The organism is Methylobacter sp. (assembly GCF_036845245.1).
GTDB lineage: Bacteria > Pseudomonadota > Gammaproteobacteria > Methylococcales > Methylomonadaceae > Methylobacter_A.
The window spans coordinates 23,268-40,632 of sequence record NZ_DAIUEH010000007.1 but is presented as its reverse complement, the minus strand read 5'-3'; the positions used below and the strand labels follow the sequence as shown (position 1 = coordinate 40,632).

The following is a 17,365-nucleotide window of genomic DNA, read 5'->3' as shown; positions in this document are numbered from 1 at the left end:
AATACAAACATATGCTTTGGTATATGCCATTAAATCGGAGTCATCATGCACAACGAACGTCATGTCAGTTTATTCAGGAACGGCCGTAATCAGGCGATACGGATCCCACGCGAATTTGAGTTGGAAGGATCGGAAGCGATTATCCGCAAGGAAGGCGACAGACTGATTATTGAACCGGTCAAACCGAAAAGCTTGAGGGAGCTGTTGGCGATATTACCAGCTCTGGACGAGGATTTTCCGGAAATTACCGACCCCCTCGTCAAGCCTGAAGATATTTTCTGACATGGCGGATTTTCGTTATTTGCTTGACACCAATATTGTTTCCGAACTGATAAAAAATCCACGCGGCTCGTTAGCAGAAAACATGTTGAGGTCTGAGCGGGATCAATTTTGTTGCACCAGTATAATAGTCGCTTGCGAACTGCGTTATGGAGCCGCAAAAAAGCAATCTCCCAAACTGTCTTCAAATGTAGAGCAAATATTGAACAGTTTGCCGGTATTGCCTTTGGAGAATACCGTTGACGAAGTGTATGCCAAAATCCGTACCGACCTTGAGCAACGCGGCCTGCCTATCGGACACAATGATTTATTGATTGCTGCGCATGCTTTATCGCTCGGTTTAACCGTGGTCACAGCCAATGAACGCGAATTTTCGCGGGTCGATCAATTAATTGTTGAAAACTGGCTGAATGCCTGAACACATGGAAAACGAATTTACTTTTGCTCTCGGTCCGGTGCTAATAAGCACATCAATCATCACCACTTGGGCCATCATGTTGATGATTACACTAATAGCCTGGCTTTCAACCCGCTATCTGGACATGCTGCCGGGTAAGTTGCAGACCACAGTCGAAGGCATAGTTGCAACTATAGACGAAGCCATTAGCGCCGTCGCACCGGAACACGGACGGCAAATCATGCCTTTTATCGCGACGCTCTGGCTGTTCCTGATCGTTGCCAATCTGGTCGGTTTAATACCGGGCTTACATTCGCCGACCCGTGATCTTTCAGTGACTTCGGCACTGGCAATACTGGTGTTCTTCTCGGTGCATTGGTTTGGCATAAAAACCCTGGGCTTGAAAAATTACTTGCATCATTACCTGAGCCCCAGCCCGATTTTGCTGCCTTTTCACATTATCAGCGAATTTACCCGTACCCTGGCGCTGGCTATCCGTTTATTCGGCAACATGATGAGCCTGGAAATGGCGGCCGTGCTGATATTGCTGGTGGCAGGATTCCTCGCGCCGATTCCGATTTTAATGCTGCATATCATTGAAGCGCTGGTACAGGCTTATATATTCGGTATGCTGGCGTTGATTTATGTGGCCGGTGCCATACAATCCCAACAACTTAATTCACAGGAGTAACTTATGTCCGACATTGCCTTGATCGTCCTTGGCTCCAGCGTAGCCGCTATCATCGGCATCGCATTAGGCGTAATAGGTCCTGCCTTGGCTATGGGCAAAGCTATCGGCAGCGCATTGGAAGCCTTATCACGGCAACCTGAATCGGAACAATCGATTATGCGCACCCTGTTTATCGGCTTGGCGATGATCGAATCGCTGGCTATTTACTGTCTGGTTATTATTTTGATTGTGCTGTTTCGGAATCCGCTGCTTGAATATGTTCTTAAATAATTGGATAAGAATTCACCACGAAGTCACGAAGAGCACGAAGATATGGAATTTGATAATTTATCAAGACAAGTCATTGGTTGTGCGATTGAAGTCCATCAAGTTTTGGGAGCTGGCTTGTTGGAGTCCACCTATGAAAAATGTTTAGAGCATGAGCTTCATCTCGTTGGACTCTCTTATACAGTACAACAACAATTACCTGTTAACTATAAGGGCGTCGAGCTAGATTGTGGCTACAGGCTTGATCTTGTGGTGGAAAATAAGCTAATTGTCGAATTAAAAAGTGTCGATAAATTACAAAAAATTCATGAAGCACAAATACTCACCTACATGAAATTGACCGGATTAAGCGTAGGACTGCTGATTAATTTTAATGAGATACTCTTGAAAAATGGTATTAAACGTTTTGTTCTCTAAAGCTTTAAAAGAATTCACCACGAAGACATGAAATTATGAAAATTGATCAAAGCTTTCAGTATATGAATGAAATCATATAAAAGGTATTAAACGTTTTCTAAAACTTCGTGCTCTTCGTGTCTTCGTGGTGAATAATTTTTACCAAACATCTAAACCGGCAATAAAGCATATGGAATTCAACCTATCCACCTTTGTTCTTGAAATCATCAATTTCCTGATCCTGATCTGGATTTTGCAGCGGCTTTTTTACAAGCCTTTGCTAGCAGTGATTGCCAAGCGTAAACAGTTTATCGACCAATCGCTTAGTGAAGCGAAGAACCTGAAGCTACAAGCGGAACAGCAATGCAATCTTTATGAAAACCGGCAAAAATTGTGGGAGCAGGAAAAACAGGCGGCTGTCAATGCATTGCACCGCCAGCTTGAAGCCGAAAGAAGAGCGTCTCTGGACAAGCTGAATGCCGACCTGGAACTAGAGCGGCAAAAAGCAGCAGTGTTATTGTCGAAACAGCAGCGGGAGTTACAGCAACAAGCCGAAAAACAGGCCTTGCAGAACGGCGCCAAATTTGCCGGCATGCTGTTGCAACAATCCGCCGGCCCCGAACTGGAAGCCCGCTTATTTGCCCTGCTGATCGACAAGCTGACGGCCTTGCCGGAAGCCTGCAAACTATACTTGACCACGCTCGGAACTAAAAAATCGGTGCCCGTTAAAATTACCAGCGCTTACCCTTTATCCGTTGAAATGCGCCAACAACTGGAACAAAAACTGGGATTATTAATCAACAGCCAGATCAATTTCCAATATCATCAGGATCAAGCGCTGATCGCCGGTCTGCGTATGGACATCGGCGCGTGGGTGTTAAACGCCAACCTGCAACATGAACTGATTAGTTTTACCGAGATTGACTATGAGCCTGATTGAAACTACCAGCTTATTGGACAAGCAAGCCGAGTGGCTGACTAATTACCGGCCGGGGCTACGTATTACCGAACAAGGCACCGTGGTTTCGATCGGCGACGGCATCAGCTGGATCAAAGGCTTGCCGTCGGCGGCCATCGAAGACATCCTGGTTTTTGCCGACGGCAGCCGGGGCATGGTATTCGACCTTAACCGCGACCGCATCGGCGCCATTTTATTGTATGAAACCGAAGCCCTGACTGCGGGCACCACGGTTTATCTTTCCCGGCATGCGCTCAGCATACCGGTCGGTAACGAATTTTTGGGCCGGGTTATCGACCCGTTGGGAACACCGCTGGACGCACAAGCGCCGCCATCCCATGCCGGGCGCGAAAGCATGGAGAAAGGCTCGCCCGCGATTATCGCCCGTGATTTTGTCCACAAACCGCTGTATACCGGTATAAAAATTATCGACACACTGATTCCTATCGGCAAAGGACAGCGGCAATTGATCGTCGGCGATGAAGGCCTGGGCAGGACATCAATCGCCATTGACACGGTGATTAATCAAAAAGACAAAAATGTGCTGTGCATTTACGTGCTGATCGGCCAGAAACGCTCTGCGGTGGTCAACACGATAGAAACCCTGAAAAATCACGGCGCGCTGGACTACACCGTATGCGTGGTCGCCGAAGCCAGCGCCCTGCCCGGCTTGCAATATATCGCACCGTTTGCCGGTTGTGCGCTGGCCGAATACTGGATGGCGCAAGGCCGCGATACCCTGATCATTTACGATGACTTGTCCACCCATGCCAGAACTTACCGGGAACTGTCTTTATTGCTGAGAAGGCCGCCGGGGCGCGAAGCCTATCCGGGCGATATTTTCTTTGTCCATTCGCGTCTATTGGAGCGCTCAACCTGCCTGAATGCAGAAAACGGCGGCGGCAGCATGACCGCGTTGCCAATCATCGAAACCAAACAGGGAGAAATTGCCGCTTACATTCCGACCAACCTGATTTCTATCACCGACGGCCAAATCTACCTGGATAACGATCTGTTCGTATCGGGATTTCGCCCGGCCATTGATATTACCCGCTCGGTATCGCGAATAGGCGGCAAAGCGCAGGATATGAGCATCCGTGACCAGGCCGGGCAAATGAAACTGGATTACCTGCAATTTCTGGAGCTGGAAGCTTTCACCCGTTTCGGCCAACGCCTGGAAGCGTCGATGGAAGCGCGTATCAAACGCGGACGCCTGCTGCGGGAAATATTGAAACAGGACCGGCTGGCTCCGCACGGCAACCTTTTCCAGCTGGCCTGGCTGATTGCGTTTAATTCCGGAATGTTTAACCAGGCAGTTCCTGAAGACATTCCACAGATGCTGGCTAACATTGAACAAGGCATTGAAACCACGGCGCTGACATTGGAAAGCAGCCCTGAACAATGGCAGCTGGCTGTCGGCGAATGGCTTAACATCAGCCCCGCAAAACCGTCATGAGCTTAAGCCGCGAACTGCAACTGCATATCACCCAGTTAAAAGAGATACGCAGCATTTTAAATTCGATGAAAAACCTGGCTTTCATCGAAATCCATAAATTGCTGCGTTTTAAAACCATGCAGGGCCAGGCCGTGGCCAATATCGAACGCGCGGCACTGGATTTTCTGGACTTTTATCCCGGCCTGGCCACAGCAGACCACGATGCCCCGCATATTTGTATTTTGCTGGGCTCGGAACGCGGCTTTTGCGGCGATTTTAACGAAAGCCTGATTAATGCCGTCGCAACTAAAGCTTATTCCGGCGTTATTGCAATCGGCAGCCGGCTTTGTAACCGGCTGGAGAACATGACCGCCGAAATCGTCGCAACACTCGACGGTGCGAATGTCGCCGAAGAAGTACCTACGATCATCAACCGCCTGATTAATACTATCAGCGCATTACACGGCAAATCCAACCCCGCATTACAACTAACCGTTGTTTATCACGATAACGCGTCCAGCCAAATCCGCCAGCGGCAAGTGTTTCCTCCTTTTACCCAGCCGCCGGATGAAAGAAGCGTTCATTATCACAACCCGCCGGTGCTCAACCTGGAGCCCGGCGAGTTTTTTACAGACCTGATCGAGCATTATTTATTTGCCGTACTGCATGAAATTTTTTATCTCTCGCTGATGGCCGAAAACAATAGCCGCCTGCAACATCTGGAAGGCGCGGTAAAGCACCTGGATGATGAAACCGTAAGGCTGCAAAGAAAGTCCCAGATTTATCGCCAGGAAGAAATTACCGAAGAGATTGAAGTCATATTGTTAAATGCAGAGAATTTATAGGATGTGTTAATCGCAGTATCAGCAGGCAATAATCATCAAAACCATCCTCTATGCGTTCATAAAAAAAGTTGTCTTGATCGTGAAATAAACTGATAATAGTATCGTATCGCTATCTTTTTCGATCAACCTTTTTTATCGAGGGTACAACAATGAATATAAAAAAAATATTACCTTACCTTGCCGCATTAACATTGTCGTTTAATGTTTTCGCCGTTGAAGTTCAGGAAGAACCGAAGATTATTGCTCAGGACAAAATAGAACTGAGTCAGGGAAATTCACCAGACATTCTTTTAGCCACTCATATCGTTAACAGCCATACGATTCCTCAAGCTTCAAACGAGAAACCCAGTGAATTTATAACTGCTCTCAGCGTGTATTTAATCATCATCATTGTGTATTCAATTTATGGTTTTAGGGCTAATGCCAAAAATATCGAAAACTGAACATGCAACTACGTAGTTGATACAAATTAGATATGGATATTTACAAGGGGTTGACCTTCATCGTTTGAAACGGTGAAGGTCTTTTTTTAAGCCGCAATGTCATCGTTGCCGTACCGTTATCGCAGTAACAACGATAATTAGCTTGTTATATTAATAAACTCTCGTTTTGGCTTCACGCTCCTGTTCGCGCGGAGCAACCTTGGCTAATTCATTCATCTCCTCGGCCAGAAGATCAAGAATATCGTCTGCCGACACAATACCTACCAGCCCCCGATCCTGATTAACTACAGGAATACGGCGGATTCCATGGGAACGCATCAAACGAATGGTTTCAAACACGCCTTCATGTTCCTGTACGCTGACAAGTTGCGGCCCCATGACGTCTCCCACGCTAAATTCATTAATGTCCAGGGAGTGAGCAATAATACCGATGACCATATCGCGATCCGTAATGATGCCTACCGGCACCCGTTTACCCTCAACCTCATCGACAATCACAAGATCGCCTACATGGTATTCGCGCATCAGTTTAGCCGCTTCCGGCAAACTCATTTCTCTGGTCGCGAACACTACTTTACGATTGCAAAATTCACCAATAGACACAGTTATATCCTCCACCCAAAATTAAAATAGAATTTCGGTTTAGACTTGCCCCCTCTAACCCGCATACAGTCATAGCTTAGGAATAGTCCATTGAGCAATGCTGGCAAACGCATCTATGATTAAATCGACTGACAGTGTAGCGAGGATGATTCCCATGATACGCTCCAGTATCGCTGCTCCGTTCCCGCCAATAATACTTAGAAGACGTTCCGCGAGCAGCATTAAGACGTAAGTAACTGCCAGAACGACGAGCATTACACCGGCAGTTATCGCCTGTGTCTTAACGGAATAGAGGTAATTATCAGTCAGCAAAATCACGACCATAATCGCTTCCGGCCCCACAATGGAAGGTATAGCCAGCGGAAATACTGCAATATCATGCCCGTCCTCAGACTGACCGAAAGCGGTTGACGTTCGACCGAAAATCATCTGGAGGCCAAAAAGAAACAAAATGATACCGCCGGCAATTTGCAACGAAATAAGTCGTATATCCATGGCAGTGAGAATAATTTGCCCGATAAGAATTGCACTAAACAAGATGATAGCCGAATAAGCAATCGCCTTTGTTGCCGTTTTTCTACGCTCTGTTGGCGAGAGCCTGGAAGTCAGCGCCGCAAAAAGCACAACACTCCCAATCGGTTCGATGGTTACCCAAATCATCAACGCGTCATGGATTATCTTATTAAGCACATGCCCCTCCTTTGTCGCCTCAACTTCAACTTTTCAAGTGTAAAAACTCTCCTGATTACTTACAAACTTTGTGCGCACGATGCGAATAAACTCGCATCCGGGAGTATCTTTAACACGTCGAAACCAAGTACCCGGCCCCAGATAAAACACTGCGCGGTATCCGGGGCATTCTTACCGTATTTCCTTCTCCGAATTACATTACACTTCACCCAGACTATTTGCTAGGACATCCTGATTTTAAACGGAACCCGCGCTATCATAACTGTCAATTGGACTTATAGAAACAGGATTAGTTATGGAATTAATTTGGGTTGGTGCCGTTTATCTGGCAGGCTTAATAACCGGGCGATTATATTTGCTCCCTTTGATAAGCTAGCTGATGGCGGATTATGTTTTAAACCTTGCCGGTGTTGAGGCCAACGAAACACTCAGTCATTTAGCAAATCGGTATTGAATTATTATTGTTACGGCCAGGTTAAAATTAAAAATATGCTCGCCGTTACGACGCGCGACGTGCCTGGCGTCGTCACCTTAGTTTCTGCGCTGGTTTACTTTGTTTGGGTTTAATGGGCAGAATACCGGTAGCTGAGTGGTAGGCGGATGAGGAAAGCGAACTGTATCGATTGGGAGCCACTTTTGTCATTCATCCGTTGATCGAACAGTTGTTAGATTCACTCCCTGTAAGATAGCTTTGGAACTGTGACGTCAGAAAACAGCACCGGAAACTAGCTGGCCTTGCACATTGCTATTGCTTTTTCGACTATATGTGATCGGAAATGCCGCAATCGATAACCGAGCCTGCTATCAATCACAGCATTGATCAGCATGACAAAACGAAAAAACCATCAGCCAAAATTAAATGTCTCTAGTGAGTTCGGCGGGATAAATGATAGGCGGAAGGCAATGTTCAATAAAACTACCCGAGTAACCGGCATCGCCGGTAATTCGGAGAAATCCAGCTTCTATCACCGTAACCGGGTACAGCCTACGGTCAACTCCTGATTGCAGAATGAGCATGCGTTGCGTATGATCAATATTGAGTACCGATGGTTTCTGCGAGATACCCTATCTTGCCATCAATGACCGTCTTTGCCTACGCAGTTAATTCTATTCAATATTGAGGAGGCTCAAATGAACGAACAGAAAACTCGTAATCGACAGACTGTCAATTGGCATAGTTTTAACGTCGACAACACTATCGAACAACTGCAAATAGATCGCAATGACGGTTTATCCTCTCAAGAAGTAGAAAACCGCCTGAAAAAATTCGGCAATAACCGGCTTCCGCGCCCACGCGGGCGTTCAGCATGGGTACGTTTTCTGCTGCAATTTCATAATGTTTTGATTTATGTGATGCTGATTGCGGCAGGTATCACAGGGATGCTGGGAGACTGGGTCGATACCGGCGTATTGCTGGCGGCGATTTTTATCAATGCTGTCATTGGTTTTGTGCAAGAAGGCAAGGCCGAACAAGCTCTGGATGCAATACGCAGCATGTTGTCATTGCATTCTACCGTCATCCGTAATGGCAGTCGTATCGAAATTGAAGCCGAAAAGCTGGTGCCTGGCGACCTTGTCATGCTTGTTTCCGGTGACAAAGTGCCTGCCGATTTGCGGCTGCTGACAAGCAAAGGCCTGCGTGTCAATGAAGCTATTTTGACCGGTGAATCGCAAGCTGTTGAGAAAACCCTGGAGCCGGTATCGCCCGATGCGCCGCTGGGCGATCGACTCTGCATGCTCTATTCCGGAACACTTGTCGTTTCAGGGCAAGCCACCGCTATCGTTGTCGAAACCGGCATTCACACCGAGCTGGGGCGTATCAGTGCGATGTTAGCGCAAGTGCAGACGGGCACTACCCCGTTAATACGTCAGATCACCAAATTCGGCCACTGGCTGGCCTTAGTGATTGTACTGCTGTCGGGGGCTACTTATGCGACCGGCGTACTCTGGCATCACCATGCCCCGAAAGAAATGTTCATGATGGTTGTAGCTTTAGCCGCCTCAGCCATACCGGAGGGATTACCTGCCATTATGACCATCACACTTGCTCTCGGCGTACGACGAATGGCAAAACGCAATGCGATCATCCGGCAACTGCCGGCGGTGGAAACACTGGGCTCAGTGACAGTCATTTGTTCCGATAAAACAGGCACGCTCACCCGCAATGAAATGACCGTACAACGGATTATCACCGCAACCCACGTATTCGGCGTCAGCGGTGTCGGCTATGCACCCGAAGGCAAAGTCGATCTTGGCGGAGTTCAGGTTGCGCTCAACGAATATCCAGAACTGAGCGACATCGCCCGTGCACTGGTATTGTGTAATGATGCACAATTACGCAAGCATAGCGATGGAACCTGGCAGGTAATAGGCGACCCGACCGAAGGCGCGTTGCTTGCCTTTGCCGCTAAACTTGGTCTTGATGCTGAGCTGGAACGAAGCGTGATGCCGCTTACTGACGCGATTCCTTTTGAATCGGAACACCGGCTAATGGCAACTTTGCACCATCAAACAGAAGATAAAAGCATTATTTACGTCAAAGGCGCCCCAGAGCGCATCCGGGCCATGTGTCATATTCCATCCGATATCAATGAAACGCCTCACCACTCTCCAAACGATTGGGAGAGCAAAGCCAAAGAAGCGGCATCCAGCGGTTTGCGGCTGTTGGCCGTTGCGGTAAAAGTCGTTGACAGTACGCAGCATGAGGTGAATTTTTCAGACCTGAACAGCGGATTTACCCTGCTGGCGCTGGTTGGCATCATCGATCCGCCTCGCGATGAAGTAATTATGGCGGTGGCCGTATGCAACGCGGCCGGTATTAAAGTCAAAATGATTACTGGCGACCATGTCGAAACTGCGCGCGCTATTGGCGCCAGTCTCGGTATCGGCCTACATAAACATGCTCTCACTGGCGCAGAAATCGAAGCGATGGATGACGATCAATTACAGGAAGTCGTTCTCGATGTCGATGTGTTTGCACGGGCAAGCCCCGAACACAAGCTGCGTCTGGTACAAGCATTGCAAAACACCGGGCAAATCGTCGCCATGACCGGTGATGGCGTCAATGATGCGCCTGCGCTAAAACGTGCCGATGTCGGTGTCGCTATGGGACTGAAAGGGACGGAAGCGGCAAAGGAAGCTTCCGATATGGTGTTGGCCGACGATAATTTTGCCACTATAGGCAATGCCGTCCGCGAAGGCCGAGGCATTTACGACAACATCCGTAAATTTATACTGTTTACGTTGCCGACCAATGGCGGCGAGGCACTGGTGGTAATCGCCGCCATCCTATTTCAATTGACACTACCGATGACCCCGGCACAAATCTTGTGGATCAATATGGTGACCTCCAGTACTCTGGGCTTGGCACTTGCCTTTGAATCCCCTGAATTCGATGTTATGCGACGGCAGCCGCGTGATCCGCGTGAACCATTGTTATCCTGGTTTTTTGCCTGGCGGGTGCTGATGGTTTCCATACTGATGATGGCCGGATCACTGGGATTATTTCTGTGGGAAATAGATCGGGGTTCAAGCCTGGAAACAGCGCGCACCATGGCGGTTAGCGCGATAGTAGGAGCGGAAATGTTTTATCTGATCAACAGCCGTTATATCTATAAATCGGTCCTGTCACTGGAAGGACTATTCGGTAACCGTTACGCTTTAATCGCTATCGCAGCCTGTGCCGTGTTGCAGCTTGCCTATACCCATGCGTCACCCTTGCAGGCCTTATTCAATTCTACCGATTTATCCTATGATGAATGGCTTAAAGTGCTATTGGTCGGCATGACGATTTTTCTCTTCGCCGAACTGGAAAAAGTAACGCTTTACCTATTCCGCTTATGGAGAAAAACCGCCCATTAACAAAAAACGCTACGGGAATTGATATTCAAAGAATCGGCTCTTGCTCAAGCGTTGCCGCTAGCCGGAAACGATTTTTTCGATGTCCTCATACATCGTCCGACGCTATCCGAATGTAAAAAGCTTCCTGCTGACTTTCAATCTTTATCCGCATGATGTGAATAAATTCAAACCAACATCAAAGCATTTTACCAAATCAAATATCCCGCCCCCTCTAAGCTCAGATGACCTATTATGAGGCATTTGCGCCGCACTCCTCTTCCGACTTACATTGCTCATTTGCTAGGACATACTGATTTTAAACGGAATATACGCTATCATAGCTGTCAATTGGACTATAAAAACAGGATTTAATCATGGAGTTAATTTGGGTTGGAGCCGCTTATCTGGCAGGACTGGTGACCAGCCGATTGCATTTCCCCCCTTTGGTAGGCTACCTGCTGGCAGGGTATCTTTTAAATTTTTCCGGCATTGAACCCAACGAAACACTCAGTCATTTAGCGGATATCGGGATTGAGTTGTTATTATTTACGGTCGGCCTAAAATTGAAGCTTTCTTCGCTGTTACGACGCGAAGTACTTAGCGTCGGCACCTTGCACTTGCTTGTCGTTACTTTGGTTTCCGCGCTGGTCTACTTTGGCTTTAACGGGCAGGTGACCGGTGGCTTGGTGATAGGCGTGAGCTTAGCTTTTTCCAGTACAATTCTCGCGATTAAGGTGTTGGAAGATAGCGGCGAGCTTTCCACCTTATACGGCCGGGACGTACTAAGCATATTAATTTTACAAGATATTTTTGCCATCGGCCTGCTGGCTGTCGCCAATAACAAACAACCATCGCCTTGGGCGCTTTGTCTGTTGCTGTTGCCTTTGCTTCGCCCTTTTGCATATCGGTTACTTAACGCCAGCCGCGACGCTGAATTGAAATTGTTATTGGGCATAGTACTGGCATTGGCAGGCGGCGTATTGGCGCAAAAGGTCGGTATTTCCAGCGATATTGGCGCATTGCTAATGGGAGTTATGCTGGCCGGACACCCCGACATAGACGATCTTTCTAAAAAACTATGGGGGTTAAAAGAAACTTTTTTAGCCGCATTTTTTCTTCAAATCGGCTTGGCCGATTTGCCCGGTCATGACGAAATTATGCAGGTGTTTGAGCTACTATCTCTACTACCGTTGCAAGGCATACTTTTCTTTGCGTTATTTCTGCTGGTCGGGTTACGCGCACGCACGGCTTTTGTTTCCGCACTGGCATTGATGACCTACAGCGAATTTGCATTGATCACATCGAGTGTCGTCGTCGAAGCCCATCTGCTTCCAGCCGCATGGAAATCGACCATCGGTCTGGCGGTGGCGCTTTCCTTGGCTATTGCTGCACCCTTAAATCGATTTTCGCATCGTATATTTTCCTTTCTGGAACCGGGATTAGTTCGTTTTGAAAGGAAGGGCGAGCATCTGGACAAGCTACCCAGCAGCATCGGGGGAGCGGAATGGCTGGTAGTGGGAATGGGACGCACCGGTATGTCGGCATATCTCGCTTTTAAGCAGCAGGAGATGCGTGTGCTGGGGCTGGATGCCGACCCTATCAATCTAAAAAACTTGCTTGCCGACGGGAGGAGGGTGATTTACGGTGATGCCGAAGACTCTGCGCTATGGGAAACACTACCCTTGGAAAAAATCAAAGGGATTATCCTTACCATGCCGGAATTCGAAGCAAGGTCATCGTCGATCAAGCAACTGAAAAACCTCCAATTCGCTGGCAGCATCGGTACCATTTGTTTTCATGACGATGAGGAAAGTGAGCTTTATCGATTGGGAGCTACTTTTGTCATTCATCCCTTGATCGAGGCAGGTAAACAATTGGCCGAGCATCTGCTGGAATCAACAAGTAACATGGATTTGTAACAATCAAGTCTGAAAAAAAATCAGGGAATCCACACCTGCCTTACGTATTGTTACTTGCTTCTCCGACTATTTTGATCGGGAAGCCTGCAATCGATAAACAAGCTGGCCATATATCCCAATGTTGATAAGCATTACCAAACCCGTTAGCCAAAATTGAATATTTCTCGTGAGCCCCGCAGGATAAATGACAGGCAAGAGATAATGCTCAATAAAGCTGCCCGAATAGCCGGTATCATCGGCAATTCGACGAAGCCCGACTTCTATCACCGTAAGCGGACACAGCCCTCCAGTCAATTCAATGAATACCCCCCAGCAGGCCGCTGGTATATGAGCCAGCACAATCCTGGGATTGCGAAGCGCAAGCAGTCCACCAAAAATGACGAAACCGATAAACAGGAGATGGAGAATAAGAACGGAGTCGGCTAAAAACCGGTAGATCATTTAATTTCGCCATTTCCCTGATCAGGGGCAAAGATGGCTTGAGGCACATATTAGACCCATTAAGTTTACCGCCCACAGGTTGGTGAATTTGCGAATTCCAACCTATTATTCTTTAAAGTTATAAAGAAGATAACAACGCCAATCATGTGTCTTTTTCCTGATCGGTTACTACGGTATAGACGACATAAACTACATAAATAACCGTTAGAATATAAATTATTGCTGACATATTTGTTTACCACCTTAAATTGATTTTTTATTATTTTGCCTAAGCGCCGATTTAACTGAGCTTTTAGACAACCCGTATAGCTTTATTGAGAATATACCAAAAATAATCTATATGCTATTGACATCGAAAACAAACGGCGGCAGAGGACAATGCAGGGTTGCGCATATCGCTCTCAGCAGCTCCGCTTCATCAGAACTGACTTTACTATCATGGGATATTATTAACACCAGTGCGGAAACCAAGGCTTGTTTGTCCGGCATCTGTAGTCGATCCAGTTGCTTCAACGCAGTATCCGTGGTGGATATCCAATCCTGAGGCGGCGCATAATCAGGCCATTGCCCCATTTTAATACGTTGCTCATAGCGTCCGATACATTCCATACCTTTTTGATAAGCTGCGCCAGCCTCAGCCCGACCTTGTTTTGCCACGACGGAAAATAAAGTTCCGACAGCGTCCGGCAATTGTATCAAACGAACATTGCCATGCCGGTTCTGCGGGTGAGCGGCATCATTCAAATGCGTTTTTAAAACACGGCTCAAAGCAAACTCAAACGTATCGACAATACCATCGACCTCGATCAGTCGCTGCACCAAATCGGCTATGCGTTCAAGCTGCTCCAACGGCCGGTTTTTAATCAGCGGGAAAGCGATTTGCAATAAAGGCAGACGAAACGCTGTATCCAGTTTCTGTATTTCCGACTGCAAAGTTTCGGTGGCCATGACGGTCGTTCCACCCAATTGTTCAGCGATAAGGTCTAATTGCGTTCGACGCACGGCTTCGCTTCCATCAAGCAACAACGCCAAGACTAACGGCAAAGCATCAGCGCTGGAATGAGCGGCGCGATAAAGATTTTCGGGTATAGACTGGCGCAGAGTCGACGCAAGCTGTATATGTCCTTCATCAGACAGGCCTACTGTTTCGGTCACCGTATCCGGAGTTACGGCAAAATGTTGCGGCGCAAAACCGGCTGTTGCCGGATTTTCCTCAATAGTTTCTGAACCGGTCTGCGTTTGCCCAAGCATTAACTCGGCAAGCCGGTCTATTTCAGACTCATCAAAATTCGGTTCCAATGCTTTGATACGCTGAATCAAAGGCGGATGTGTCGCCAGCAAGGAGCTGAATGACGCACCCGTGGCAAACAGCATGTGGCTGACTTCTTCGCTGTCCACTGTTTGTAGTGCAGAACCCTGCTGAGCCGCGGCTATTTTTTTTAATGCGCCTGCAATGCCTTGGGTCTGACGGGTAAATTGTACCGCTGACGCATCGGCCAGAAGTTCACGTTGCCGGGATACCGCCGCTTTGATCAGCTGACCGAAAAAAACGCCGATATAGCCGATCAAAAACAGCCCTAACCCGGCCAGATAAATAGCGGCTGTATTGTCACGACGGGAGTTATCGGAACGGATGGCACCGTAACGGGTGCTGTTCAATACTGCCCTACCGATCAGGCCGATGACCAGAATGCCGAACAAAAGCCCCATCAGCCGTGTACTTAAGCGCATATCGCCATTCAGGATATGACTGAATTCGTGGCCGATTACGCCTTGCAATTCATCCCTGGAAAGCATTTCCAGCGTACCGCGAGTAACGGTCACTGCAGCATCGCCGGTGGTAAATCCTGCCGCAAAAGCGTTAATGCCGGATTCTTGTTCCAAGACGTAAACTTCCGGCATTGGAATACCTGAAGCAATCGCCATTTCTTCAACGACGTTATACAAACGGCGGCGTAGCGGATCTGTGCTCTCTGCGGTAATCAACACGCCGCCCAAGCTGCGTGCGACGTTGCCGCCACCCGAGCTTAATGATGCAATTTTGTATAGGCTGGACAGGCTGATAAAACCGATAGTGGACAGTGAAATGGCGCCTACCAGCGACAGGTTATTCATGATCCAGTTAAAATCAGGCAGTGTCGCAGTTCCCGCTTCATCGCCCATATTAATGATCAGCGCTGTTATCACCAGATTGACCGCCGCGACGATTGCAATCACGGCCAGTATGAACATCAGGATTAACGAACGGGCTTTGCGTCGGGCATCATCCTGGCTTTGGAAGAAATTCATCTGCTGCACCCAAGCGGTTTCAAGTAAAGGAAACTTTGGGTGCCTGACGTTTTTCCGGCGCTTCTATATCCAGGTGTTCGGCAGGATTAAAGTTAAACATGCCGGCCAGGATATTGTTGGGGAAATTCTCCCGGCCGTTGTTGTAAGTCATGACCGCATCATTAAACGCCTGACGGGCAAAAGCCACTTTATTTTCGGTAGATGCCAACTCTTCCTGAAACTGCATCATATTCTGATTGGCTTTGAGATCGGGATAGGCTTCGGCCAACGCAAACATTTTGCCCAAATTGCCCTGAAGCGTAGCCTCGGCACTTGCCAACTGCCTGATCGCATCGGGATCGGAAGGGTTTGCCCCGGCGGCCTTAAGCCCGGTCACCGCGGCATTCCGCGCGCTGATCACCGCATCCAGCGTCTCCCTCTCATGCTTCATATACCCTTTGACGGCTTCAACCAGATTAGGTATCAAGTCGTACCGCCGGGTCAATTGAACATCTATCTGGGAAAAGGCGTTTTTAACGCCGTTGCGCAAGTTGACCAGACTGTTGTAAATACCGACAAAAAACAGCATAACAACGACGATAAAACCAATTAACGCGAACACTATAGGCATGATGATATCTCCAACGAAATAACAAAATTATATTCCAATCATACAAGAGCCATTACACTCTGTCCCTTGTTATTAAAACCTATTTATAGCTTATGCCCGCAGATAACCGTCTGAACATTCTGTTAGCTATAATTGTTACCGCAATTATCGTTATTTTCAGCCTCGATCCCATTGCCCAAGATCCGGCTTATCATAACTTCGCCGACCAACGCCGCATTTTCACCATAGCTAATTTTTTCAATGTCCTGTCCAACTTGCCTTTCGTTATTATAGGTATCATGGGAATCAGGTTGGTCGTGTTACGCCAGGCCAGCGGAGGCTTGGCCGAATTACAGGCTATGTATTTGACGTTTTTTGTCGGGGTGTTTTTAACCGGCTTCGGTTCTGCGTACTACCACTACCAGCCTGACAATCAAACCCTGCTTTGGGATCGCCTGCCGATCACGATTGCCTTTATGGCCCTGTTCAGCGCTATTGTCGGGGAATATATTTCGATTCAGCTGGCCTGGAAATTATTTGTTCCGCTGCTGATATCGGGTATTACTTCAGTGATTTACTGGTATGTGACGGAACTGAACGGTCACGGCGATTTGCGCGCTTACGTGCTGGTACAGTTTTTACCGATTTTGCTGATACCGCTGATTCTGTGGCTGTTTAACTCAACGCGGGATAATCGCAAGTATCTCTGGGGCGTCATCGGAATTTATGCGATATCGAAACTCATGGAATTGTTCGATGCCCGGCTTTACAGCATTATTGGTTTACTCAGCGGACATTCGCTAAAACATTTAACCGCCGCGTTCGGGGCGTTGGTTTTTTATTGGGCGTTACAGGAGCGGCGTTAACCTGCGAAAAGTTGCAAACATAAAAAAAGGTGAGTCGAAACCGACGCACCTTTTTTGTTTTGAATACGATCTTCCGAAAAAATTAAGCTTTTACCGCATCTGCAATTTCGTTAAATGCTTCAACTTTGATTTTACTGCTCTTGATCAGGTCAACGCCTGCGTCAACCACCATTTTGCAAAGTCCTGGTGTTTTGTAAACCATTAAACTTAAATAACCAACAGCCGGAATAGCGATAAAGGCTGCAATAAAACCGTTTAAGCCGACAACTCCCATCAGCTTTATCAACAATACAATGGCATCCAGAGGCAATAAAACCATAGCACCAAAATAGACGATTACCGTAAATACGGACACCACAAAAACTACAAACTGAAGTAGCCTGACCAACGCAACGTTAACTTTTTTCATATTACTTT

Annotated in this window: 18 protein-coding genes; 12 read left to right on the top strand and 6 right to left on the bottom strand. The window is 47.6% G+C overall.

The window, feature by feature from the left end; genetic code table 11:
* The first annotated feature begins 45 nt into the window (after nucleotides 1-45).
* From V7051_RS04875 to V7051_RS04835, 9 genes are all read left to right on the top strand, one after another.
* The gene (locus V7051_RS04875; RefSeq protein ID WP_333873557.1) at nucleotides 46-282 is read left to right on the top strand and encodes an antitoxin; all 237 of its coding nucleotides are present in this window, start codon (nucleotides 46-48) and stop codon (nucleotides 280-282) included.
* A 1-nt stretch (nucleotide 283) separates the two neighbouring features.
* A complete protein-coding gene (locus tag V7051_RS04870) occupies nucleotides 284-697 on the top strand; it encodes a type II toxin-antitoxin system VapC family toxin (RefSeq protein WP_333873556.1) in 414 nt (137 codons plus the stop codon).
* A gap of 4 nt (nucleotides 698-701) precedes the next feature.
* Nucleotides 702-1,367, top strand: coding sequence for a F0F1 ATP synthase subunit A (locus tag V7051_RS04865; RefSeq protein ID WP_333873653.1), 666 nt, complete (start codon nucleotides 702-704; stop codon nucleotides 1,365-1,367).
* A gap of 3 nt (nucleotides 1,368-1,370) precedes the next feature.
* A complete protein-coding gene (gene atpE, locus V7051_RS04860) occupies nucleotides 1,371-1,637 on the top strand; it encodes an ATP synthase F0 subunit C (protein WP_333873555.1) in 267 nt (88 codons plus the stop codon).
* 42 nt (nucleotides 1,638-1,679) lie between these two features.
* Complete coding sequence (locus tag V7051_RS04855) at nucleotides 1,680-2,051, top strand: GxxExxY protein (protein ID WP_333873554.1); 372 nt, start codon at nucleotides 1,680-1,682, stop codon at nucleotides 2,049-2,051.
* Nucleotides 2,052-2,220: 169 nt separating this feature from the next.
* Nucleotides 2,221-2,970, top strand: a complete 750-nt coding sequence (locus tag V7051_RS04850) for a F0F1 ATP synthase subunit delta (protein WP_333873553.1) — start codon at nucleotides 2,221-2,223, stop codon at nucleotides 2,968-2,970.
* The gene (locus V7051_RS04845) at nucleotides 2,957-4,444 is read left to right on the top strand and encodes a F0F1 ATP synthase subunit alpha (protein WP_333873552.1); all 1,488 of its coding nucleotides are present in this window, start codon (nucleotides 2,957-2,959) and stop codon (nucleotides 4,442-4,444) included. The genes V7051_RS04850 and V7051_RS04845 overlap by 14 nt, the downstream gene beginning before the upstream one ends.
* Nucleotides 4,441-5,268 (top strand): F0F1 ATP synthase subunit gamma, encoded by an 828-nt coding sequence (locus V7051_RS04840; protein WP_333873551.1) that lies wholly within the window; start codon nucleotides 4,441-4,443, stop codon nucleotides 5,266-5,268. The genes V7051_RS04845 and V7051_RS04840 overlap by 4 nt, the downstream gene beginning before the upstream one ends.
* 149 nt (nucleotides 5,269-5,417) lie before the next feature.
* Nucleotides 5,418-5,711, top strand: coding sequence for a hypothetical protein (locus tag V7051_RS04835; RefSeq protein WP_333873550.1), 294 nt, complete (start codon nucleotides 5,418-5,420; stop codon nucleotides 5,709-5,711).
* Between the two features lie 150 nt (nucleotides 5,712-5,861).
* Here the strand turns inward: V7051_RS04835 and V7051_RS04830 are convergent, their stop codons facing one another.
* The gene (locus V7051_RS04830) at nucleotides 5,862-6,314 is read right to left on the bottom strand and encodes a CBS domain-containing protein (RefSeq protein ID WP_333873549.1); all 453 of its coding nucleotides are present in this window, start codon (nucleotides 6,312-6,314) and stop codon (nucleotides 5,862-5,864) included.
* A gap of 69 nt (nucleotides 6,315-6,383) precedes the next feature.
* Nucleotides 6,384-7,004, bottom strand: a complete 621-nt coding sequence (locus V7051_RS04825; RefSeq protein WP_333873548.1) for a MarC family protein — start codon at nucleotides 7,002-7,004, stop codon at nucleotides 6,384-6,386.
* Nucleotides 7,005-8,135: 1,131 nt separating this feature from the next.
* Here V7051_RS04825 and V7051_RS04820 point away from each other — a divergent pair.
* Both V7051_RS04820 and V7051_RS04815 read left to right on the top strand, forming a co-directional pair.
* The gene (locus V7051_RS04820; protein ID WP_333873547.1) at nucleotides 8,136-10,865 is read left to right on the top strand and encodes a cation-transporting P-type ATPase; all 2,730 of its coding nucleotides are present in this window, start codon (nucleotides 8,136-8,138) and stop codon (nucleotides 10,863-10,865) included.
* 353 nt (nucleotides 10,866-11,218) lie between these two features.
* Complete coding sequence (locus V7051_RS04815; protein WP_333873546.1) at nucleotides 11,219-12,763, top strand: cation:proton antiporter domain-containing protein; 1,545 nt, start codon at nucleotides 11,219-11,221, stop codon at nucleotides 12,761-12,763.
* A 66-nt stretch (nucleotides 12,764-12,829) separates the two neighbouring features.
* On the opposite strand, the gene V7051_RS04810 is transcribed toward V7051_RS04815, so the two are convergent.
* The 3 genes from V7051_RS04810 to V7051_RS04800 all read right to left on the bottom strand — a co-directional run bounded on the left by V7051_RS04810 (nucleotide 12,830) and on the right by V7051_RS04800 (nucleotide 16,103).
* Nucleotides 12,830-13,204: a DUF2784 domain-containing protein gene (locus V7051_RS04810; protein WP_333873545.1), complete on the bottom strand. Its 375-nt coding sequence runs from the start codon at nucleotides 13,202-13,204 to the stop codon at nucleotides 12,830-12,832.
* 336 nt (nucleotides 13,205-13,540) lie between these two features.
* Nucleotides 13,541-15,493, bottom strand: coding sequence for a M48 family metallopeptidase (locus V7051_RS04805; protein ID WP_333873544.1), 1,953 nt, complete (start codon nucleotides 15,491-15,493; stop codon nucleotides 13,541-13,543).
* A gap of 19 nt (nucleotides 15,494-15,512) precedes the next feature.
* On the bottom strand, nucleotides 15,513-16,103 hold the full coding sequence (locus V7051_RS04800) for a LemA family protein (protein WP_333873543.1): 591 nt from the start codon (nucleotides 16,101-16,103) through the stop codon (nucleotides 15,513-15,515).
* A gap of 92 nt (nucleotides 16,104-16,195) precedes the next feature.
* Here V7051_RS04800 and V7051_RS04795 point away from each other — a divergent pair, with 92 nt between their 5' ends.
* The gene (locus V7051_RS04795; RefSeq protein ID WP_333873542.1) at nucleotides 16,196-16,948 is read left to right on the top strand and encodes a ceramidase domain-containing protein; all 753 of its coding nucleotides are present in this window, start codon (nucleotides 16,196-16,198) and stop codon (nucleotides 16,946-16,948) included.
* Nucleotides 16,949-17,030: 82 nt separating this feature from the next.
* Here the strand turns inward: V7051_RS04795 and V7051_RS04790 are convergent, their stop codons facing one another.
* Entirely contained in the window at nucleotides 17,031-17,357 is a 327-nt protein-coding gene (locus V7051_RS04790) for a hypothetical protein (RefSeq protein WP_333873541.1), read from the bottom strand.
* Between the last annotated feature and the right edge of the window lie 8 nt (nucleotides 17,358-17,365).